We start from the raw sequence: 22390 nt of genomic DNA, 5'->3' as shown, positions 1-22390 counted from the left end.
GTGCTACATATTATTGTATTAATCTTACATATATCACACATTTTAAAAGTCTTCCAGATTATTTTTACGCTTGAGGCCGAGTTGTTTATAGAAAGAAGGAGAAAGCCCGGTGATTTTTTTAAACTGGTTGGAAAGATGGGCCGCACTGCTGTAATTCAGTTTATAAGAGATCTCAGTAAGATTAAGTTCATCATACAAAAGAAGCTCCTTTACTTTTTCAATTTTATTGATGATGATGTAATGCTGTATCGTGATCCCTTTCACTTCAGAAAATATATTGGCCAGATAGGTATAGTCGTAGCCTAGTTTTTCGCTGATATAGTCTGAGAAATTTTCTTTAGGAAGCTCTTCAGAATAATGGATCATTTCGGTAATTACATTTTTAATTTTTTCGATCAGGATGCTTTTTTTATTGTCTAATAATTCAAGACCTGATTTCAATAATTCCCTTTTTAAAATCTCCCGCTGTTCGCTGGTAATATCTTCCAACACCTCAACGACCCCCAGATCTACCACAGCATGCTTGATGCCCAGATTATTCAATTCCTCATGCACCATCATTTTGCACCGAAGACTTACCATATATTTTATGTACAACTTCATTTCACTCAAAGTTACGCATTAAAATTTTGAGGATCAGAATATAAAGAGGAGTATGTTCTTTTGGACAAAGATCGAACAGTAAATAAATGATCAGCATTTTTATTATTGATGAATGAGAATTGATTGATGATAATTATAATAAAACCTTATAGGTTTTGGAAGTCTATAAGGTTGGTGGTTAATCATTTAAACAAATAAAAATATCTTTCTTGAAATTCTATTTCCTCGGAATTTCCGGACGTGGCATTTTATAATAACTTCCTGAGATGCTTTTCAGAAAGGCTACGACGGCATCCACTTCCTGCTCATTGAGTTTTAATGGCTTCATCAAATGGTCTGTGATCGGAAAATTGGGGTCTGCTTTCTTTTCTTCCGGACTTGGATTTATCATCTGCATTCCGCTGTTGTAAAGGCTCACCACGCCGTACAGATCGTCCATCAGTCCATTGTGCATCCATGGAGCCGTATAATCCAGATCTCTTAAGGAAGGCGTCTTGAATTTCCCTACATCCTCCGCTTTTTGGGTAATATGGTACAGACCCAGGTCTTCATATTCTCTTTTGTAATAGGTAAGACCGATATTGTGGAATGACTCATCCGTAAGATTTTTCCCGTTGTGACAGTTCATGCATCTTGCTTTGGTTCGGAATAAATGCATCCCGTAAATTTCCTTGTCACTTAATGCTTTATGGTCTCCTTTTATGAATTTATCCAGTCTGCTCGGCTGGCTTCTGATAGTTTTCTGAAATACGGCTAAAGCTTTGGCTATTTTATCGAAAGTAATTTTATCGGTGTGATAAACGTCTTTAAAAAGCTGTCTGTATTCCGTGAGTTTAGACAATTTTCCGGCTAGTTTTTCCGGCTTCATATTCATTTCATTGTGTGCGGAAATAGGTCCTACCAGCTGTTCTTCCAGTGTTTTGGCTCTTCCGTCCCAAAAATAAGAGGTTCTGTCTGCAATATTAAACAGCGATTGCGTATTTCGTTTTCCCTGTAAATGATCATGCCCCAATGCGACCTCCTGGCGGTCTGCCCAACCCATTTCGGGATTGTGACAGCTACTGCATGAAATCTGGCTGGATGCCGACAGTTTAGGATCGAAAAACAGTTTCTTTCCAAGCATGACTTCGGGAAGTTCCTGCGTATCGTAATAATTGGAATCCCACTCTATCGCTTCAAATTCCTTCCAGTTGACACCTGCATCTATAGAAGGTGCAGGCCAGTTTTTCAACGGCTTTTTGTACTGTTCTATGACTTCTCCATAATCTACTTTGTATTGCTGCATGGTGTTCTGCATAAAAAGGAAAACAATGGCTCCTATCAGCAAAATAACTTTAAATCCTGACAACTTCATGATCTTTCTGTTTTTAAAAAATAGTTCCTATCGTGGCAGCAAAATAGATATTGCTCCCGTTCTGAAAATGGCTGTATATGACTTTTCCTCCTGCGAATGCATTCTTAACCACAGGAAGCGTGAAATGAAAATTTGCATCCAGTTTTGCCTGCCAGACATCCGATGACTGAAAAGCATAATTTTCCTGCAACATCTGGTTAATGGAAGGTTTTCCTGAATTGTTGAAAATTCCACTTTTCTTGTACACATCCGTCACGGAAACTCCCAGAGAAGCCGAAAGAGCCAAATCACTGGTAAAAGTTTTCAGCCACTGATAATCGGCACCGTAGATCACTCTATTCAGCTCAACAACAGACAGCGAATTGCTGTATTTTTCTTTTTCCTGAACCCAACCGAAGAAAGGGACCAGTGAAGATTTTACTTCCGTATTTTCAATCTGCAGAAGCCCTTTAAGAATGACATTATTGATTTTATGATTGTATCTTTCTACAGTTCCGATCCGGATATAATTTCTGGAATTTTCATTCAGGAAGAGGTTTTCCGTACCTTTTCTTTCCGTGCTGCTTCCGTCTGCTGAAATTCCCCAAAGGATTTTTCCGGTATTAAAAAATTTTCCGAGGGATACATTCAACCGCTGTTCATCAATTTTTGAGGCATTGAGATCTGTATATTCGGTCAGGAATTTATCCATATTGAATTTTTTAAATCCCAGATTAAGATACCAGTTTCTAGTGCTGGCTTCGAAAACCTGTAAACCTCCCCCGTAAGACCAGCCTTCATAATAGGCCTGGCGAAGTTTCCCGGAAAGCAGCTCGTTGTAATTCCCCAATCCATTCATATTGTAGATCATAGGAAATCCCTGGTTACTGACAAAGCTTAAATAATGTTTCTGGGTGTATTTCTCTCCTTCCAGATAGGCTCCAACTTTAAATTTATCCGAGACCAGTTTATTGGCTCCCAGTGCTAAAGAAAAGTTGGCCGATGTATTTTTCGGTCGCGGATCTATATCCCTGTAGCTTAAATTGGCTCTGTAACTCCCGGTAATCCCGATTGTATAAGAATTAATTGCTTTTGAATAACCTCCTGAAAAGCTATAGTTTTCAAACTTCATATCTCCTCCCACACTGTCGGCGGCTACATAAGGATAAATCAGGTCATAATCAGCATTTTCGTTCCATACCATCTGTTTGGTTTTTCCTTTGGTATAGGAAGCGCTGCCCCAAACCGTTGTTTTCGGATCCAGATTTTGTAAGGAATAGGCTTCAGCGCCCCACAGATTTTTTCCTTTGCCTTTCTGCTGAATTTCATTGGGTGTATCTGTGTTTTCTGTCAGCAGCCTGAAGGTCGTGACACTGTACTTTCTTGCGCCCAACTTATTGGCAGGATTGGTATTGAGATTTTCTTTCAATAGTCTTTCATAACTGTACTCCTCACGAACTTTCCCCATGATGGAATCATTCACCTGAGCCTGAAATTTAACGCAAAACAACAATGCAGACAGCGATAATAGGGAACGAAAATTTTTCATTTTAGTTAAATAATGAAGGTTTTACTCCATGTTCAAAATCTGCTGTGGAATTGTTCGTGTCTTTAAAAAGGTTTTTGCCTTCCACATTTTTTCCGATCACTTTTCTGCGGACCGATTTTCCAAAACGGTTTTTGTCTCCATCAAATGCACTTACCGAAGTCCATCCCATATCCAATGACGGCGAAGTCACCAGCCACTGGAAAGAATCCTGTACACTTAAGTTGACTGCATCCGTGATCCATTCATTCGGAATTTTAACCGCGGTTCCGTCCATCGGATAGGCTTCTCCTCCAAACGTCAGGGTATATTGGTACTTGTATGAATTTTGCGCAATCAAGGCATCACTCGTCATCCCCTGAGGCATACGGGCCAAAGCATAAGCGTAATATCCCTGGGTATGAATTACCATTTTTTCAAAGACGTTCACCATTTTCGGAACGGCCGGATTGTCGATGTCATCTGAATCTTCTTTAAAAATCTGGAAATTGGCGTTGATAAGATTGATGGATAAACTATTAAATTCCTTGTGATTGATAGCATCTTCTGCAATGATAATAGATTCACCAGCCTTTACCGGATACGTATTTCCTGTTCCCGGAATTCTAATGATCGCTCCGGCAGACAAAGTACCTGCCATGATATTTGGGGTGTAATCCTGCTTTTCATTTGTCATAAAAGCTGACTGGATCAACAGCATTCCATCCGCATATAAAGTCTGGTCTGTATTGTTGGTGATTTTAAAATATTGGTCCCCGAAGTACATCGCACCTTGCGGTGTCTTGGTTCCTGTGAAAAATACTTCCTCCAGAATAAGATCACTGCTTCCTGATTTTAAAGCCAGTTCGATTGTTTTGCTTACCTCGCTTCCATTGATGACAACACCTGTCTGTACTCCGCTCACTTTGGCTTCTGTAAGTTCAGTGTTATTAGTGTAAGCGATAGTCCCTTCTGCCATCATGTGATAGGTTCCGGAAGGAAGAACCACCTGTAAAGTATTATTGTTTTTAAGTTCCTGAGTCGTGGTAAATCCGGTGTTCAGTTCTTTGAAAGTTACCGTAATATGTTTGTATTCTTTCACCTGAATATCCGTGGGAACTACTTTAAGTTCCAATTTTAATGAAGTCTGTGATTCCGGCGAATCTGAATCTGAAGAACAGGCCGTAAAACTGACCAAAGCACATAATACGATCAGTGTTCGTAATAATTGTTTTAACATAGTGTATTGAATTGAATTTGTTTATAAATTGAAATTGATCTCCATTCCGAAGTAGGGATCCTGAGCTCCTTTCCTGTTGATGGTTACTCCATTCACCGAATAAGGCGCATAATAACTGAAAAGCCTGCTCGCAAACATGGAAACCACAATGGCTTTATTCCTGAAGCTTTTGGTGACTTTCAGATTAAGATTCATTTCCATTGGTCTCCTCGCTGTATTGTACAGGTCGTTATTCTGAGCAATAATTAAACTTTCAAGAATGGTTCCCTGAACTGCTTCCGGATTGAATGGGAAAATATTTCCGTTCTGATCTACATAATGGCTTGGAACGCCGTTCATAGGAGACAGTTTCCTCATCGAATACCAGGAGAACTGAAAAGAGGATGAAAATACAAGGTCCAGTTTGGGAACGTAAGTATCCAGCATAAGATTGGTATTCATGACTTCATTGGCGGAATTCGGTTCCATGCCTTCGTACAGTCCGAGGTAGGGATAAGGTCTTCCGTTGATGGTTAAATCTCTACTTCTGTATACCGGCATACTGTTTCCGTATTTTGTGCGGAACCAAGCTCCATTCAAGGTAAAGCGGGTATTGATCACCGGAATACGGTTAGAGGAATACTGAAATTCTATCCCTTCTTTATCAATTCTGCTTCCGTTTCGTTGGGTGGTATAGAGGAAATTTTCATTGATCGTCTGATAAGGAAGCGCATTCACATCCGGCGGTGCAATCATTCCATTATGATTAAGACCTGAAGTATCATATTTTTTGTACTGATATCCCGTATACTGGTTCATAGAACGGAAAGCATTGTCCATATTTTCTTTAAAAACCGTCACCGACAGCTGGTGCAGTCCCAGGCTGAAATCCATCCTTGCTTCGAACTTTTCATTCACGGCAGGCTCTATTTCAGGGTTCTGGGGATTATAGATCATGGTTTTATAGTTCACCTTTCTGTAATTCGGGTTGTTGTGGAAATAATTCAGTTGCTGAACATCTTTGTAAACCAATTCCGGATACAAAAGGTTCAGATCCGGAAAGAGACTTTGTTTTCCATAACCCAGCGTTAGAGCGATCTGCGCTTTTTTATTGACCATCTGAAATGAAGGAAATTCCCACTGAAGATTCGCTCTCGGATCGGCATAGACTTTTCCGTGCATTGTAAAGTTGGAAGGAAGATTCTGCATTGAATTTCCTCTCACACCCAATGCCACGGTCAGCTTATTTTTACCCAGATCTACCGTACTGATGGATTCCAGGAATAAGGCTGCCGTACTGTAAGCCGGGAAATCGCGGTACGCACGCGGTCTGAACGTAGATTTTGGATCAATGGGTCTGTATATGTCGAACTCTTGTCCTCCACCCCAGTTTTTGCTCAGCTGCCAGTCGAAGCCTGCATTGAATTCATTTTTAAGCCATTGATAATCAAGCTGGAAATTGTTTACCATCTTCACGAATACATCAAGAGGTTTTCCGTCTACCTGATAATCCGAAATATATTGAGCTTGCGGATAATAGCCGTCATATTCCCCTTCCGTTCTGGATAAAGGAAAAGCCGTTGCATTTTCAAGCTGGATAAATTTGGTCTGCTTTATTTTGTCAAACCTTTGATTCACTGTCGCCTGAACTTCTGTGGACCGGTAAAATGAAGGATCCGTTTTCGTGTAACTGATCAAATTAGACAAACTGAACATATGATTATTCACTTCATAAGAATTCAGCTCGGACAAGTCTACATCCGGATCAGGTTTTGAACCGTCGAGAGAACCGGTGTAACTCATGTGAGACTGCCATCTGAAAGTTCCTTTATCGTATTTTTTGTCTTTGGACACCGCCAGATTCGCTGTTATTCTTTTATAGTTTTCGAGTCTGTCCCTCGGGTCAGATTTCGCATCCAGATAATCCAGACCGGTATTGATTTTCAGGTCGCCTTCTTTGTTTTCAAAACCTTTGCTTACGGCGAAAAGTTTGCTGTAGCCATCCGCTTTAAATCTGGCTTTCCACTTTGAGTACCCTGATTTATTCGTGATCTTTACAATTCCCGAAGTCAGGTTTCCATAGACTACAGAAGGAATTCCCCGCAGTATTTCCACACTTTCAATCTGATCTGTAGAAATACTCCGCATATCCACACCGCTTGTGATATTCAGCCTTCTTTTCAGTGCGTTGTTGTTTTTATCTAAAAAATCATAGCTGTACTGAAGGTTGGCTCCTGAATTCAGTGGGGCGCCATCCACCAAAAACGTCGTTCCCATGGATGAGGTATTGTAATCACTTCCCGGATTTCCCGTTTCCCGAAGATGAATTTTATTGACCTGGTTCAAAACCGGATCCCCGGATCTTCCACCGGGAAGCAATTCTAAAAGATCTGTAAAACTCGAAGGCTGAAGGTGCTGCATTGCCCGCTGACCAATAACTGATGATGAGGTCAGACCTTTTCCCTCTTTGGCGGTAATCACCACTTCTTCGATACTGTTGATCTTTTCGGTGAGATAAACGGTAAAAGTTTCCGCTTTAGTAACCGTTATTGTATTGGAATATCCAAGATTGTAATTCTTTCGGATTTCCACTTTATAACTGCCCGGAACCGCTTGAAGTACGGCTATCCCTTTATCGTTTGTGAAAATTTTATATTGATTTTCATCTGACTTCATTTGTATTTCCGAACCTTGAGCAGATCCGAAATTATGGTCTTTAACCTCAAAAGTAATGGTTACACTTCTGTCCTGTGATCTGAACGTAGAAAACGTAAGAACGAAGAAAATAAAACTAAAAAATTGGAATTTAAAAGAAAATTTTGAAACATTATTTAACATCAAGCATTATTCTTCCGGCAAAGTTAGGAGCCTCAAAACAGCTTTACTAATTTTATTTAGAATAATTTAAAATAATTGATATAAATCATTTTACTTGTTTTTAAAAAGTGAATTATTTAAGTGAACAAAGCTTTTTTTAAATCAGTTACGGATTTCCACAATAAAAATAAAAATTAAATTGACAAATTTGCATCCAACATTAAAACAGTGCTAAATGCTAAAAAAAATATTTTCAATATCAGCAATCGCTTTTATTACAATCACATCATATGGTCAGGAGGTAAAAAAAGAAGCCGAAACTGCAAAAACTAAAATGGATGTTTTCGCATCAAAAACCGGAAGCATTACAAAATTTGTAGATACAAAATTACCCAATCTAAAAACATCCTATGATGCAACAGAAACTAGAATAAGAAAAATATCAAATGGGGCTTTAAATGGTTATTTTTATCAACTTGTAAAAGAAGGGAAATACAGTAATACAACTGCATCAATAGAATATACTGATTTGATTGAAGTCTTAAAAGCTATAAAAGTCTTAAAAGAAAATGTCACTAATGATATTACTGCTAATCCAGATTATATGGAGAATAAATTCGTCACTGTAGATGGATTTCAAGTCGGATATTTCGTGAGTAAAGGAAAAGCGAGTTGGTACATTAAATTAGAAAAGTATGGTTCTGACAATACATTGTTTATTGATAATGGTGATATTATAGAAAATGCATTTAATGAAGCTAAAAATAAGATTGATGAACTTAAGAAATAAATTCACTGTTGATTAAGCAAATAGTTCTTACCCACCGATTTCAACACTAAGAAATCCTACCATCTATTTCATTAAAGAATTTCACCGTATTTCATTTTATTGATCAGAGGATTGGCGTACATCGCTAGGAAAAATTCTTTTGAAACGGCATCAGAAGGATCGATTCGCATATCCAGTCTGCGGACAAACAATTGCTTTTCCTGTTCCGTATATTCTGAGGCGTAGGTATCGGTCTGATGAAGCAGATCATAAGCAATAAACTTGGTCGGCCAAAGCTTATAGTTCTGTATGATTGAATCGTCAATGATCTGGGCAATCGCCTGCAACTGCTTATTTTTGTTTTCAAAGTTCACTGCAATATCATCCAGTTCTTTATCCAGTACAGTACCGGCGTGTAGATGGATTCTTTTCTTTTGACCCAATACTCCACTCAGCATAGTCATAAAATCCTCATCTTTCCCTTTAACATACTCTTCATCTCTGTGTTTAGCAAGAAGTTGGGGCATTTTTAAGGAATCGGTAGGATCATATTCATAAGAGATGGATATCGGAACGATCTTCAGTGTTTTAAAATAATCGGTCAATGACAAATCTCCGGCTGCCATGGCAAGCATTTTCAAAACACCCTGCTGCGTAGCATCATTTCCGTCTTTGGTACGGCCTTCACGCTGGGCAATCCAAACGGATCGATTTTCAACATGAAGAAGCTGCTCGATATACTCAGACATAATCTGGGAACTCTTCAGCTGCTCACGAATTGGCAGACCTCTCTGAACTAAGAAGTTACGGTTTAGTTTGGCCAGTACATGTAAAAACGTTTTTTGAACAAGATTGTCCCCGATTGCGGAAGAGGTCATGATAAACTCTTTTTCCAGCAATACCAGATTCAGCAGCGAGGTATCCAGAACAATATCCCGGTGGTTGGAAACGAAAAGATAAGGGGTGTTTTTATCCAGCTGATCAAAGCCGGAAGTCGTTAATCCCTCGGAGCTCTTCGCCAGAATCTGACGAATGGTGTGAGCAATAAAATTGTGCTGAAAATCACTTATAGTATGAATATTTTTAAACTGTTCACGCCAAACCTGTTTATCAACATCAGGAAAGGTGAAACTCATCAGCGCTTTCATCATGGGATCACGGGCTATTCCCCGTAATGCTTCATTCACTTCACTATCATAGAAAGGCCTGATTTCATCGAACTTCGACATGCAATTATTTAAAAATTAAAACTATTTTGCAAAAGAACAAAAATTTATCGAGGGTACGTTACAATGTTTGTTAAAGTATAGCATTTTTCGCCATAGCAACTATGTTCTACATACCATTGCGTACTTTAATTAAAGGTTATTGTTGTACGGTCATCGTGGGATAGGCGGCTATATAGGTTTTCAGCAACTTTCCTTTGCTGGAATATTCTGAAACCTTATATCCTTTATCCGTATCTATCATCACTTCGTAGCTCCCATCTTTTTTGATTATCTTACTTTTACCTAATCCATATCTGATTTCCTTACCGATCAGCTTCCCTTTTTCATCAAATTTCTCTTCCATCAACGTAGCCTCTTTTTCAAGGTTCTTAGTGCTGGTACGGCTTTCTATTTTATTGGTTTTGCCATAATAAAATGTACGTGTGCCTTCAATTTCATCCTCAACATCCCAGCCGGAAAGATTCATTTTTTTTGAATAAACGACTGTTCCATCTATCGCTCTTGATTCACTTTTAAAATCGCCATTGGGTTCAAATTGTTTTTCATAGAAAACTCCCTGATCAAAGTAGCTGGTTTCCATAAGAGTTCCGTTTACTTTTTTGTCGATTCTGATCAGAATATCTTTTTTATATACGGCCTTGACAGCAAAATTTTTATCCGGTGTTTCAAAATTCATTTCACCATCAATTTCGCCTAGATCATTAACTTCAAATAGTGATTTAAAACCTTCAGAATTGCTGCCTTCTTCATCCATTACCACAATATATTTTCCGGGAGCTAATGTTTTGCCGTCTTTATATCTTATATGCTGGGGTTCATGTTTTTCCATCTCTTTTCCAATGCTGAAATCTTTTAAGTCGCTTTGTTTAATATTGATTTGCGCCTTTGCAGAGACAGCAATGGCCAGGAGCAAAAGGGTGAATATTTTAAATTTCATAAGTAGGTGTGTTAAAAGGCTAAATCCGGATTCATATTCTGAACTTTAAGAAAGATAATGTCTTGAAATAAAACTATTTTACTTTTTCCAGCAGATATAATTTAGCTCCTGAAAATGCAAGCTTAGGCATCAGATTTCCTTCCAGCACCATCGTTTTGTTGTTGACATCAATCACTGAAATATAATTGTTGGAATTGTATTCTATATAGTTTTCCTTTTCTTTGGTCACAGGATTTTTCCCGAATTCCATTGAATATTTTACCCAGTCTTCTTTTTCAATACTGCAGTGTACCGGTTTAAACTTAGATTTTTTAGCTTTGAAAATAATCTGATCAAAACCTTCTGTACAGTCCGAGGTAAAAGAACTTTCCGGATTCTGATCATTCGTAAAGTCTTCAAAAGAACCTTTATAGGCTCCTACTACTTTCCAGGTCCCATCCACACGGTCTTCATCTATTTTACCTTTGGCTTTGCTTACGGCCCAGCTTATTCCGTTTACTGTTCCTTTTACCGCTTTGTAGCTTACGTTAACGGCTCCTTTTACTACTTTGGCAGCAGTGGATACCACGCATGAGTTGAGGATGAGGGCGACTGAGGAGAGGAGTACTATTTTTTTCATATCATCAAGTTTATCAGGTACGAAGATAAGATTTTAAAAATACTGTGATGATTCCGGGAACATAATTTAGCGCGGTTTAGCTTTTCAAGATTAATCCTATCAAGAGAATATAAAAACAGCAAAAACTTACGCCTTTGCTGTCTCTGGTTGTAATTATAAAATACTCAAGATTATTTTTGAACAAAAACACTGTGTGGGATAAGAATGTCATCCCCTTCCCTGCCATACTGTGGCACAATAAATCCTTTAGGCTCATAGCGGTTGGTTCCGGAATTATAATACCAGTTCGCACAGCCGCTTATCTGAAGTTTAATATGATAAATATGATCATAAGCCTGTTGCTGAAAAGCACCAAAATCTGGGAGAGATTTATGCAGATCATCCAGCTCCTGACCATAGGCATCATGCAGTCTCATCGCTTCTGTACAGGCTTCCTGGTAAGAAAGGTTATACTGGTGACTCAGGATAAAGATGATATTCAGACTCTCGCTTTCTATTTCAAGTTCTTTTTTCAGAGAAGCAAAATCATTCTGAATCACAATAATAAGGGAAAGCAGCTCTCTGCAACGCTGTACAACAGGGTGATTGTAAATAAAAACAGGCAATGGAGAGTTGGTTGCAGGATCTATCAGATCCCCATACGGCCACATCCCAATTGAATATTTTCTGAAGGTGAGATAATGCGGAAGTAATGGATAGGTTCTTTTCTCAGTCTGTTTGAAAGGGATTTCCTCCATCATTCCATAGATGATGAATTCATAGAAATTGATAGCTACCCTGTCCAGCCAGAAACGCGGCATAAATGTTTCCCATTCTTTTCTTGCCTGTGCCATCTGCCGGAGAATACCTATTTCATCCGGATCCGGATCTTCACCCATCATGACTTCATATACCCTTTCTGCCATATTTTTCAGCTCTTTTGCAGGGGTCATTCCGAAATAGTCATCAAACAATGTGATATAGATCATCAGTCTGGCACAGGGACGCATCCGTTCTATACTGTCACAGGTAGGATTCATATAAGTAGCTACACGGGACAGAAACTGGGGTTTGCATCTTTTTATTCCTTCTTCAGAAATAAAAGTATAATCATGGTCATACCAGTCTTTCTCTTCATCATCAAATGCATTGGCAATGGGGCTGGTAACTGTGGGCCAGGGGTAATGACATTTTGGAACAATTAACTCTTCTCTCATGGGTTTTATTTATTTGTTATCAATTTAAATGGTTTTGATTTCACTACTAATTTCCGGCCAGGCAAAACCCACTCCTCCATGCTGGTATCTTTCAGTTTCCAGATAAAAAGAATTCACTCCCTGAAGTCCAACTCCTGCGTAATAAACGAACTTGTCTACATGCTCCTGATATTCACCGAATTCTCGATACTCTGCGTGTAAGGCAAGTACTTTGGCCAATTCTTCATTATGGATTTGAAATGCCTGTTCGCACGCATCCTTCAGTGAAAGATTATATTCTTGCTGCAATACAAAAACCAGGTTAAAAACCTCTGTACCCTTCGCCATTTCTTTTGGTAGAGAGTGAATATCATTTTGCCATGCTACAACCAGGGTCATATGAGAGATCATTTTCTGAACGACAATATGCTCAAAAATATGTTCGGGAAGTACGAGACCTGATTCAATCTCACCCAAGATCAGATAAGGACGCATAAGAACAGAATATTCACGAATGGTTTTGAAAAGCGTGAGTGATGGCGGACGTTGGGCTATTTTATAAGGATACTCCAATTCGATTCCATATCTGAAGGATTGATAAAAATAGTAGATAAAACGTTCAACCCATATATCAGGCATCAAAGCGCGGAATTCATCTCTTATTAACGCCATATGCTGATAGAGCGCATTTTCTTCCGGTCTTGGCTGTGCTCCCTTGAGAATGTCTACACAACGAGTCCGTAACTGCTGCATTTCTTCTAAGGAAGAATTTTCCACCTGATCGTCAAGAGCTACATACTGGAGCATAAATCTGTTACAGGGAATACTCTGTTCATAGGTTAAGTCCGGCCACATTCGCGCAGTGCACATGTGCAGCCTCATTCTTTTGTATATTTTGCGTTGTTTTTCCGTCAGGAAAGTGTAGTCATTGTCAATCCATCCATCCATATCTTTCCCCATCTGTTCAGCATTCGGATTAATAAGGTCGGGCCAGGGATAATGGCCACGTGGCAGATAGTCTTTTGAATTATATTCTTCCGGTTTCATCTCGTTTAAGATTTAAGTTTGTAGATTATAGAATAGGTATTAAGCGTCTTCCTCTTTAATGTTTTTTTATATTTGGTTCAGCTTTTCTTTCAGCTCTCTGGCTTCCGGAAATTCCATGGCATTGTAACGGCCGAGTTTGGTAGAGATATTTTTCCATCCGCTCAGAACCATGCTCATGTAATGGACCCAATTGACAACCGCATCCTGCCAGATCCCAAAATCCGGTAAAGAAGCCTGCAGAGCTACAAATTCTTTCAGATCTTCATTGTGAAGCCGCAGATCTTCCAGACAGGCATCCTCCAGAGAAATCTGGCGTTCGTGCTGGATGACTTTCACAATATTGTAATAGACGCTGTCCGTTGCTTCGTCTTTGACTACTGACTGTACTTCGTTGAAATAAGTGACCAGATGACAGGCAAGGGTTTGCAGGCGGCAAATCACCGGATGCTCGTGGATCTCGGGCGGCAGAACAATTCCCGTTTCCACTTCCGTAAGCTGAAGAAAGGGATACAGGCAGATCGAGTTTTCTCTTAATGCAATACACTCTTCTATGGTGGGAAACATCTTTTTTTCCTTGTAAATGAGCTCAGTTTCCAGCCCAGTAAAATATCTGCTGATCATTTTTGTAAACCTGACGATAGATTCCTGTGGAATAAACTGCAGCAGCTCCTGCCTTAATGAAGCCAGCATCGCTCCCAGTGGGATGGTAGATTCTGCGGCACTTATTTCACCACTCAGAACTGCAATCGACTGGTCGTGAATATTCTTAATATTACCGGATACGCTTTCCTCATACAGATCGTCATTGTACAGCGTCCACAGCATCAGTCTGCAGATGGGTTTGAATCGCTCAGGTGTTGCTGTAGGAAACCATTGGGCAGCGATATGGGCTGTTTTGGTTTTCTTGTACTTTTTACGAAGATCGGGATTCTGCTCATACAGCCACAGATATTCCCCATCGATCCATTGGTTTTCAGTAATCTCCTGGAGTTGGTCCGCATTGGGATTTTTTAATGTCGGGAACGGGTAATTAAATTGTTTGTTTAGTAATTCAAGTGTGTTCATGGTTTATGGTTTATAGTTTTTTTAATTTCACATAGGATTGTATTATTTTAATGTGATGCGTTAAAATGGATAGCTGGTCAACGGTATAGAAAAAATGGAACAACGGAATACAGAAAAAACATTCCGTGAAATTTAAATCCCAACCTACTCATAAAGCAGATGCGAAATCGCACAGGATTGATATGAGATGGCTAATCCGTTTCAAATTGCCATGTATATTTTATATGTCTAAGGAAATGGATATCAAGATTAGCTGATTATCCAATTTTCAAGAATAATTTTCATAGATTTTGGTTTTATGGTTAATGTTTTTAGAGTATTAGTTTTGAATAATGAAAATAAAAAAAAATACAACACGAATCCATTTTATTTCACACAAGTTTGATATTAATGACCATATTATTCTGACAAGCAGTATCTAAAGGCCTTTCAGAGAAGTAAAACCATTTAATTTCAGCCCGAAACACCAGTTTTTTTTGATTTCTTATCGCTTTTTATCACTCCATTGCTTAGCAAAAAACAGTTGAGATCACAGAGAATCAATATGTCTTATGAAGAAACCTTCCTGCAGTTGATGATATTCGTCAGTTTAAACATTCTATAATGATGATGAATTAGAAAATAAATTTAAATTTGCCGTGCAGGAATGGGCAAAGAACATGGCGCTCACTCAAACGAGGGGATCTGCCATTTCATAGCAGCTTTAAACCTGTAAGACCACTCATACATTAAAAGATTACAAATGATTTTTCCAAAGGCAAAAAAAATAGCCAAAGACCTTGGCTGGTATAAAACAAAAGACAGTGTATTTGGACTTTACAAAGGGTACTTTTTCAACGTTTCAGATGCAAGTTTAATCACCACACCTCAATTCAAATTGGTAACGGCGACCACCGGCGGCTTAACAGAAGAACAAAAGCTGCTCATCAAAACAGAATTAACCAACAACAAAAGAAAATTAAAGTTTACCTCCTTTGAAATTAGCGACCATGAGATTTTCTTTAAATTCATTGAAAACGTAACGCTTACTCAACTGAAGACGGTTTATGCTTTGTTCGACTTTGTGGTGGACCTGTTCAAAAAACTCAACCTACCAGAGCAAAACCAATGTCATAGCTGTGGGAAAGATCAAAGAATCAACTATTATGACCTAAACGACATGGGTATTATACTTTGTGACACCTGTTTCAGCCAGGAGGACCGTAGGTTCCACGACATTGAAAAAGAAAGAATTTCAAAAGAAAAAAATTATCTCACAGGATTTTCAGGCGCACTTCTTTTTTCAGTTCCGGGAATTATCCTTTGGGTTTTGTGTGCGGTATATTTTGAAAGACTGGCCTCCGGAATGGCATTAGCTATCGCATTCCTCGGAATTATAGGCTATGATTATTTCAAAGGACTGCAAGGAAAACTCACCAGGTATATTATTGTTCTTACAAACATCATAAGCATCCTTCTTGCCAACTTTACTACGGTCATTACCTTACTGGTAAAACAGGGTTTAACGATCAATCAGGCCATCGGGGAGTTTCAAACCAACGCCGCCGCCAAAGACTTCTTTTATCAGAGTATTATTATTTCTTTTATACTGGCATTTTTTGTTTGGATCTGGCTCTTGTTTTTCAGGAAAGACGACACATTAACGATACAGCCTGCAGAGAAATTTTAGATTTAAAAAAGGTATCCAATTTTTTAGGAACAACATAAAAAACCAACTTTTACAAGTTGGTTTTTCTTTTTTCAGTTCGGTTGAACATTTTAATATCGTATGAACCCGAGAGCAAAGAGCCTCTCTCCTATTCTCATGTTTACATAAGATTTTGCGGGCTTTCTGCATGTTTGCAAAAAATCCCGTTAATAAAGGATTTTACCCCCTTACCTAAGGGGGTTCAGGGGGTTGGGTAAGGGGGTCTACGCCCTTCGGAAGAGCCAGGAGGTACTTATACAACGGTGTAGAGACACTTCGGAAGGGCCTCGATGGGGTTGGGTAACCGGATCGAGGCCCTTATCTAACAGGGCAAAACCACTTGCGTAACGGGCTGGAGGGGTTCCGGAAGTGGATGGAGACGGTTGGGGAAGTGGCTGGAGGAACTTCTGGAATGAGTAGAGGGAATTGGGAAGAGATACTCCCCTATTTTCATTGGCAAAGCCAATTCCCAAAAACTTGACTTTTATTGTTCAGGTATAGAGCTTTTCAATTTATATTGTCGTTGAAATACACGCAGGTCATGTAAGAATTTCCCAATATATTTATCGTTTTTTTTAGATTTTTAAATCAAAAGATTAAACCATAAATAGGTTATTTATTCTAGATAATTATTTTTACTCTGATGTAATTTAATAATCCTTGCTTGCTGATCTTTTGTTACAGTTCTTCCTGTAGCAACATTAAAAGCACCAATTGGATCTTCCTTAAAATCATGTCTTTTTTTTGAAAATTTAGTATAGTCTGTTTCTATACAATCTTTTATAGGAATAATAGGTTTATTTATTTTTTTTAAACTTTTTAGGATAAAATGATAAAAATTTTTATCATCATAAGCTTCTACTATCAAACCTGGTAAACCTTTGAAATTATAAGGACCTTCCTGAAATGGAATTTCCTGGGTGTACCAAGCAGTAACTATTCTTTTCCCATACTTGCCAACCGCTTTTTTACATATATAGTTTGAAATTGTTTTTGTTTCATCAATTAATTTCCAATTTATCTTATTCTGTGATTCAAAAGCGAAAACATTTTTTAAAATTTTATCATAAATCGTAGCTTTATTTTTTTTATATAAAACTTCTTGAATAAAATATGCCTTCGGTATATTTGAAAAATCAATTACTATATTTCCTCCTTTCCGCATAGATTCAGCAACATTATTTCTCGAAAGACTATCAAACGTAGCTTTTGCATCACTTTTAAAAAGTGATATTCTATCTCCAATTAAAAGGGAAGTCATTTCTTCTTTACTTGTACTTATATCTGTTGTGTCAATAAGGAATTTTGTAAAATATTTACATTCTATTCTTGAACTATCAATTTCTTGCGAATGGATTAATCCGAAGAATAATAAAAAGGTGATGTATATTAATTTCATTGTAGTTAAAATAAATTTACAATCATTAAGGCTGTAAATAATAATGTGATTTGTTGTAATTATTAATTACCACAGAAAAACTCGTTCATCAATGCTGCATTGTGGTCCATACATTCCTGAGCTTCAGCGTAAGTTTCGCCACAAACTGTATCAGTAACCATTTCGTTTGTACAGCCAATTACAGTTCCATAGGTCCAACAATTAGTATTCGTAGCTAGTTTAGAATCCTTACTTTCTACTTTAATCTCCAATTTGTTGTCTTTTGAAGGGTTTTTAATTTCAGCATCTTTTGCGCTTGCCAATCCTGCTACACATATAGTAGCAACTAAGAGTTATTTTTTCATGATTAAATTATTTAAATTTTGTGGGTTGAAAATAATATTAAAAATGGATTAATCATAAAAAATAATTAAATATTCTATTATATGTAAATTATAAAACAATGGAATCTTGCAGTATACATGTTTAAAAAATTCAATCAATAGAGAGTTATATTAATAAATTGTATGTTCAATTGGCAGGAAAAGTAATTTTCCTTTTTTTAGAATCTTTAATTACTTCATCAGCTGAATATAAATGTTTCTTTGCCATCATATCGTTTTTTGAGATTTTTTTATATCTATCACTAACGTTCTGTGGCTTTGAGACGGTTGCGGAAATTATACCTGAGTTCACTCGGCTGTACTGAACGAAAATATGAAAAATACAATTCCTTTTATAACAGAAACAGCAATTGCGTAAAACCGCTGTTAATCCTTTTCGATTTTATAATAATCACACCAGTCTATTATTCTTCCTACAAACATTTTTAGATAGTTTTCTGTTAGAAATATATTGGACCAATCAAATCTTTGAGCTTGAAGACCCAGATAAAAAATAAAAATTGACGCACCAGCTTCTGGTATTAAGTCTATCTCTTTATCCGATAATTCTCTTACTTCTCTGTAACCCTCTAGAAAACTTTTGACTTTTAATTCGTACTGATTTTTGTCTTGTTCGATGAAAAATAATTGTTTGCAAAAATACCCAACATCCAAAACAAGTAATCCGTTTCCACAATTATCAAAGTCGAATATTGTTATTTCATTTTCTGCATTTATGCTGAAATTGTCATACCAAATATCAAGATGAACAATTCCTTTTTGGCTATCTTTCAAATTCGTTTCTTGAAAGGATTTTGATATTTTTTCACCAATTTCTTTTAAGAATTTCATTGCATTCAAATCTTCAGTGAAAAATTGTTTTAAATAGTTATACGATTTTCTTAAAAGTATTTCAGAATCATAATTCACTCTCTCAATTTTGTTGCCAGCCGTTATATTATGAATTTTCGCAATAAGAGAACCAACGGCAAAGCAATTCTCATTTGTCATAAATCGTTTTTTTTCACCATTTGCAAATGAAAAAAGTACAACATAACGAATTCCTTCAGGAGCATTAACTTCATGAATTAATTCATCGTTTTTATCAGAAATTGGAAACGAAACAGAAAGATTGTTGCTTTTGAGTGTTTTTAAGAGCTTTAATTCTTCTGTAATTTCAGTTTTACTTCGCCAATTATGGCAGTAAACTCTAACAACATATTTTGTATTTGAATCTGAGATGAAATAAGTGTGATTTACTCCCGTCCTAAATAATTTACATTCAAAATTGCTATTTAGATTGTATTTTTCGATTATAAAGTTACCTAAATCCTTTTCTGATAATGTAGAAGCAATTACTGGGAAAGTTGTCATTGGGTTTCGTTCTGGTTTAATTGTGGCTAATTGAAATATACAAAACAAAGTTACGCTAATCTCACTATATTTGATTGAAATTAATATTTATGAACTAAGATCTGAAGATCTTAAAGAATTTAATATGTTATCATTTATTGATACTGTAATCTTCAAAAAACAGTAGCATTTAAAAGTAGAGATTTTTCGAGAAATAATTAATTTTAAATAAAGAAAAATTGCATAAAAATAGGCTTGAACACTACTATCAAGCCTATTTTTGTTTTAAACTTATGAATACTTTAAACAGCGTAAATTAGCCGTATAAAGTATATCAATTCTTTATTTTTTTATAAACTGAACAGCTTTTGAACGCTCAAGTTTCAGCCAATAGCTTCCTTTGCTGACATCCTGAACCTGAATCCCTTTTCCTGCTGTATAAGAACCTGCCTTAACTTCCTGTCCGGCAGCATTATAAATCACAAATTGATCATCCTTCATCCCTGTCATATAAAGAATATCTGTAACAGGATTTGGAAATAATCTGAGTTCAGGAGTCAGAACTGAAGAATCAGTATGTAAAAAATTCATATTGTAGTCTACTTTCACCATAAAATCTACTGATTTTCACCCTATTTTCTAATGAACGTTTCACTTCATCAGATTCCATTGATAATAGGAATTCAAAAAAATCCTTTCCATGACAAAAGAAATAGGTTGCCTGCTTCCAGACAACCTATCTTCATGATATTTTTCTTCATCATTTATATTTTACGTTGCATATTCTCTCAGATCGATGGGAAATTTATCCGAAAGTATGCCTCATGAAATTAACCATTAATTATTTTTATAAATATTTTTTCACTCATTAATAAGTAACAGCTTTATAGATCATTGAGATACCGTTAAGGCCATCTTTTACACTAGATCCTGCTTCACCAAATTTACCATGACCGGAGCTGTATAAACGTACTCCAGCCGTATTGGAATCTCCCGGACTTTTTATAGCTATTGTTGATCTTAATATATGTGCATCTACTGCTACATATTCTGCATTACTGAACTCGGTAGCAGACTTATCAAATTTTGTCCAGAGTGGCAATAAGGGGGTATCCCAATTATTTCCTAAACGTGATCCCCAACTTGTAGAAGTATAGTTGTATCCTTTCATAAAAAGCTCCTTTTTAGTAATAACCATTGAATAAGCAAACCCATTATTTGAAGAGTAACCTCCACTATTGCCTATTATATTACCCGCATATACAAATCCTCCTCCAGACTGATTGACGGTAGAAAAGGACATATCAATAATTTTATGATCATCTGCAAGAGGAGATGTATTGGTATAGTTCCCCTGTGGATACAATACAGCATTCATAAGTGTAGGACTGGTAGTATAGGTAGTAACATCGCTTGTAATATATGGGTCAGAAAGACCTGTTGTATAGCCCAATCCAAATAATCTGCCATCCTCTAACAGCAGAAATGAATTTCCAATACCAACAATGAATTTTTTTACAGTGGAGCCAACTAATATTTGATCAGCAGTATCGAACGTTCGGGTAACATTGGTTGCGTACGTAGTTTCTTGGCTGTCATACCCAACCGTTTGAAAGGTTTCACCGAAGTTTCCATCGTAATCTGCCGTAGTGCTGGGCTTATTCGTAATCAGTCCCGTTCCAAAAATCCTTCCCCAAGCGAAAAGCTTATTGGTAGAAGAAACAGCTGAAAAAGACTGTCCCATAGTGGAGCTTGAAAAAATATTGGTAATGAATTTATCTGCGGCTGTTGTTCCGTCATCCGTTCTGAAAAGGATTTTCTTGAAAGTGGGCTGGTAGTCGTTGGCATTAGATCCGTTGCCAGCCTGTCCATAACGAGTAGATCCAGCCATATAAACATTCCCCTGATTGGAAAGTAAGGCAATATCTGCACCTCCCGCAATTACTTTTATTATTTTTTCATTAGCTGCGAGTCCCTCAATTGCATCATTCACCTTGGTGTAATCCAAAAGTGCTATCCCAACTGGTCTTCCCAATTGACCATATTCATTAGATCCCACGGTATAAACATCTCCCGCATCCGTAACTCCAACTGAAAAAAGATATTCATCAGATACTGAAGGATATCCACCCATAGAAAGACTTACAAATTTTAGGGTTGTCACAAAAGTAGGGTTAATATTAGCACCAACCTTGTTAGTAAGACAAGGATAGGTGATTTTATTGGCTCCTGCACCATACATATTAGAATTGAATTCATTAACATACCCAAGTCCCGTAGTAGCAGAAGAAAACAGTGGATACCCCTTTGTATCTCTTTTTACCCTTACCGGTGTTTTTCCATCTGCGAGAATACTGGAAAGACTGGATAATGCACCAGGGTCCGGAATGTCGTTCAATGATGCCATGCATTTCGACCATGCAGAGGCTGTTTTAAATTTTACACATTGATCCTGATTATCCCATACCAGAGTTCCTTCCAGAACGGGAGTTCCTTTTGGAGTCGTCACATTACCTACATTTGAAGTTTGAGGGAGTACAAGTCCCAAATTGGTTGTTGCCGTTCCCCTCATATCCAGAGCTCCTTTGGGATCGGTATTGCCTATTCCCACTTGAGAGAAAAGTGCTTGCGACAGCAAAACACAGAATAGAATTTTTTTCATTTTAATTTGTTTTTAAAGTTATTTAAATCTTAATTATAGTATATTATGAAGAAGTATATTCACGTATAATCAGTTATGAACAAAACAAACACTTAAAGATAATAAAATTCATTATTAAGTGAATAATTATTTTAAAAACATGGGAATTATGAAAAATAAAGTTGGCTATTTGGGGTTTAAATTTCAAATTCGAACAGAGATAGTAAAAGAAAAAAATATCAATTTATATTATGTATAAGGTTTTACTAGACACAGAGAATAGAATCTCTTTTATATTTAAATTGTTTTAGGTTATTCTAGCTTTTAAATAATAATTGATCTTGAAAAAATACTTCAACTATCCACATAAACGCATTAACATAATTTACGTTAAGTTACAAATATTCCTTTATGAGATGAAATAACTAAGAATGACTTAGAAACTAACAGCACAAGGCCTACTATAACTAAAGTTCAAAGTAATATAAAACTGACATGTAAAATGTCTACAGGAGATAGCCCTTTTGTTGAATTTTAAGTGGGAAATAACTAAACTTAATGTAAATTCACTGCAAAATATATAAAGTATCAATCCAAAAGAAGGTTTTAG

At 37.0% G+C, this 22390-nt stretch carries 18 protein-coding genes; 2 read left to right on the top strand and 16 right to left on the bottom strand.

Annotated features, from left to right (window positions below; genetic code table 11):
• Window positions 1-42: 42 nt before the first annotated feature.
• From N0B48_RS08570 to N0B48_RS08550, 5 genes are all read right to left on the bottom strand, one after another.
• Window positions 43-603 (bottom strand): helix-turn-helix domain-containing protein, encoded by a 561-nt coding sequence (locus N0B48_RS08570; RefSeq protein WP_259838275.1) that lies wholly within the window; start codon window positions 601-603, stop codon window positions 43-45.
• 217 nt (window positions 604-820) lie between these two features.
• Window positions 821-1957: a cytochrome-c peroxidase gene (locus N0B48_RS08565; RefSeq protein ID WP_259838273.1), complete on the bottom strand. Its 1137-nt coding sequence runs from the start codon at window positions 1955-1957 to the stop codon at window positions 821-823.
• Window positions 1958-1970: 13 nt separating this feature from the next.
• The gene (locus tag N0B48_RS08560) at window positions 1971-3485 is read right to left on the bottom strand and encodes a DUF6850 family outer membrane beta-barrel protein (protein ID WP_259838271.1); all 1515 of its coding nucleotides are present in this window, start codon (window positions 3483-3485) and stop codon (window positions 1971-1973) included.
• A gap of 1 nt (window position 3486) precedes the next feature.
• Complete coding sequence (locus N0B48_RS08555) at window positions 3487-4701, bottom strand: DUF4876 domain-containing protein (protein WP_259838268.1); 1215 nt, start codon at window positions 4699-4701, stop codon at window positions 3487-3489.
• Between the two features lie 21 nt (window positions 4702-4722).
• Entirely contained in the window at window positions 4723-7518 is a 2796-nt protein-coding gene (locus N0B48_RS08550; RefSeq protein ID WP_259838267.1) for a TonB-dependent receptor plug domain-containing protein, read from the bottom strand.
• 214 nt (window positions 7519-7732) lie between these two features.
• On the opposite strand from N0B48_RS08550, the gene N0B48_RS08545 reads away from it, so the two are divergent.
• The gene (locus tag N0B48_RS08545) at window positions 7733-8287 is read left to right on the top strand and encodes a hypothetical protein (RefSeq protein ID WP_090022936.1); all 555 of its coding nucleotides are present in this window, start codon (window positions 7733-7735) and stop codon (window positions 8285-8287) included.
• Between the two features lie 71 nt (window positions 8288-8358).
• On the opposite strand, the gene N0B48_RS08540 is transcribed toward N0B48_RS08545, so the two are convergent.
• The 6 genes from N0B48_RS08540 to N0B48_RS08515 all read right to left on the bottom strand — a co-directional run bounded on the left by N0B48_RS08540 (window position 8359) and on the right by N0B48_RS08515 (window position 14338).
• Window positions 8359-9495, bottom strand: a complete 1137-nt coding sequence (locus N0B48_RS08540) for a 1-acyl-sn-glycerol-3-phosphate acyltransferase (RefSeq protein WP_259838266.1) — start codon at window positions 9493-9495, stop codon at window positions 8359-8361.
• A 136-nt stretch (window positions 9496-9631) separates the two neighbouring features.
• Window positions 9632-10432, bottom strand: coding sequence for a hypothetical protein (locus N0B48_RS08535; RefSeq protein WP_259838264.1), 801 nt, complete (start codon window positions 10430-10432; stop codon window positions 9632-9634).
• Window positions 10433-10505: 73 nt separating this feature from the next.
• Window positions 10506-11051, bottom strand: coding sequence for a hypothetical protein (locus N0B48_RS08530; protein WP_259838262.1), 546 nt, complete (start codon window positions 11049-11051; stop codon window positions 10506-10508).
• A 170-nt stretch (window positions 11052-11221) separates the two neighbouring features.
• Window positions 11222-12247: a terpene synthase family protein gene (locus N0B48_RS08525; RefSeq protein WP_259838261.1), complete on the bottom strand. Its 1026-nt coding sequence runs from the start codon at window positions 12245-12247 to the stop codon at window positions 11222-11224.
• Between the two features lie 24 nt (window positions 12248-12271).
• Entirely contained in the window at window positions 12272-13096 is an 825-nt protein-coding gene (locus N0B48_RS08520) for a terpene synthase family protein (protein WP_259838260.1), read from the bottom strand.
• 243 nt (window positions 13097-13339) lie between these two features.
• A complete protein-coding gene (locus N0B48_RS08515; protein WP_259838259.1) occupies window positions 13340-14338 on the bottom strand; it encodes a terpene synthase family protein in 999 nt (332 codons plus the stop codon).
• A 742-nt stretch (window positions 14339-15080) separates the two neighbouring features.
• On the opposite strand from N0B48_RS08515, the gene N0B48_RS08510 reads away from it, so the two are divergent.
• A complete protein-coding gene (locus tag N0B48_RS08510; protein WP_259838258.1) occupies window positions 15081-16007 on the top strand; it encodes a hypothetical protein in 927 nt (308 codons plus the stop codon).
• Window positions 16008-16641: 634 nt separating this feature from the next.
• Here N0B48_RS08510 and N0B48_RS08505 read toward each other — a convergent pair.
• The 5 genes from N0B48_RS08505 to N0B48_RS08485 form a co-directional block, all read right to left on the bottom strand.
• On the bottom strand, window positions 16642-17424 hold the full coding sequence (locus N0B48_RS08505; protein WP_259838257.1) for a GLPGLI family protein: 783 nt from the start codon (window positions 17422-17424) through the stop codon (window positions 16642-16644).
• Window positions 17425-17486: 62 nt separating this feature from the next.
• Window positions 17487-17726: a hypothetical protein gene (locus tag N0B48_RS08500; RefSeq protein WP_259838256.1), complete on the bottom strand. Its 240-nt coding sequence runs from the start codon at window positions 17724-17726 to the stop codon at window positions 17487-17489.
• A gap of 447 nt (window positions 17727-18173) precedes the next feature.
• Complete coding sequence (locus tag N0B48_RS08495; RefSeq protein WP_259838255.1) at window positions 18174-19160, bottom strand: phosphotransferase; 987 nt, start codon at window positions 19158-19160, stop codon at window positions 18174-18176.
• Between the two features lie 321 nt (window positions 19161-19481).
• On the bottom strand, window positions 19482-19751 hold the full coding sequence (locus N0B48_RS08490) for a T9SS type A sorting domain-containing protein (protein WP_259838253.1): 270 nt from the start codon (window positions 19749-19751) through the stop codon (window positions 19482-19484).
• 256 nt (window positions 19752-20007) lie between these two features.
• Window positions 20008-21801, bottom strand: coding sequence for an RCC1 domain-containing protein (locus N0B48_RS08485; protein ID WP_259838251.1), 1794 nt, complete (start codon window positions 21799-21801; stop codon window positions 20008-20010).
• Between the last annotated feature and the right edge of the window lie 589 nt (window positions 21802-22390).

The sequence above is a fragment of the Chryseobacterium herbae genome (genome assembly GCF_025154075.1).
In the GTDB taxonomy this organism is placed as follows: Bacteria; Bacteroidota; Bacteroidia; order Flavobacteriales; family Weeksellaceae; genus Chryseobacterium; species Chryseobacterium herbae.
This window is presented reverse-complemented; position numbering and strand designations above follow the sequence as displayed.

Bases quoted from the DNA above. Each gene is read 5' to 3' on its own strand.
- N0B48_RS08570 (WP_259838275.1), bottom strand. From the start codon at position 603: ATGAAGTTGTACATAAAATATATGGTAAGTCTTCGGTGCAAAATGATG.
- N0B48_RS08565 (WP_259838273.1), bottom strand. From the start codon at position 1,957: ATGAAGTTGTCAGGATTTAAAGTTATTTTGCTGATAGGAGCCATTGTT.
- N0B48_RS08560 (WP_259838271.1), bottom strand. From the start codon at position 3,485: ATGAAAAATTTTCGTTCCCTATTATCGCTGTCTGCATTGTTGTTTTGC.
- N0B48_RS08555 (WP_259838268.1), bottom strand. From the start codon at position 4,701: ATGTTAAAACAATTATTACGAACACTGATCGTATTATGTGCTTTGGTC.
- N0B48_RS08550 (WP_259838267.1), bottom strand. From the start codon at position 7,518: ATGTTAAATAATGTTTCAAAATTTTCTTTTAAATTCCAATTTTTTAGT.
- N0B48_RS08545 (WP_090022936.1), top strand. From the start codon at position 7,733: ATGCTAAAAAAAATATTTTCAATATCAGCAATCGCTTTTATTACAATC.
- N0B48_RS08540 (WP_259838266.1), bottom strand. From the start codon at position 9,495: ATGTCGAAGTTCGATGAAATCAGGCCTTTCTATGATAGTGAAGTGAAT.
- N0B48_RS08535 (WP_259838264.1), bottom strand. From the start codon at position 10,432: ATGAAATTTAAAATATTCACCCTTTTGCTCCTGGCCATTGCTGTCTCT.
- N0B48_RS08530 (WP_259838262.1), bottom strand. From the start codon at position 11,051: ATGAAAAAAATAGTACTCCTCTCCTCAGTCGCCCTCATCCTCAACTCA.
- N0B48_RS08525 (WP_259838261.1), bottom strand. From the start codon at position 12,247: ATGAGAGAAGAGTTAATTGTTCCAAAATGTCATTACCCCTGGCCCACA.
- N0B48_RS08520 (WP_259838260.1), bottom strand. From the start codon at position 13,096: ATGTGCACTGCGCGAATGTGGCCGGACTTAACCTATGAACAGAGTATT.
- N0B48_RS08515 (WP_259838259.1), bottom strand. From the start codon at position 14,338: ATGAACACACTTGAATTACTAAACAAACAATTTAATTACCCGTTCCCG.
- N0B48_RS08510 (WP_259838258.1), top strand. From the start codon at position 15,081: ATGATTTTTCCAAAGGCAAAAAAAATAGCCAAAGACCTTGGCTGGTAT.
- N0B48_RS08505 (WP_259838257.1), bottom strand. From the start codon at position 17,424: ATGAAATTAATATACATCACCTTTTTATTATTCTTCGGATTAATCCAT.
- N0B48_RS08495 (WP_259838255.1), bottom strand. From the start codon at position 19,160: ATGACAACTTTCCCAGTAATTGCTTCTACATTATCAGAAAAGGATTTA.
- N0B48_RS08490 (WP_259838253.1), bottom strand. From the start codon at position 19,751: ATGGTGAAAGTAGACTACAATATGAATTTTTTACATACTGATTCTTCA.
- N0B48_RS08485 (WP_259838251.1), bottom strand. From the start codon at position 21,801: ATGAAAAAAATTCTATTCTGTGTTTTGCTGTCGCAAGCACTTTTCTCT.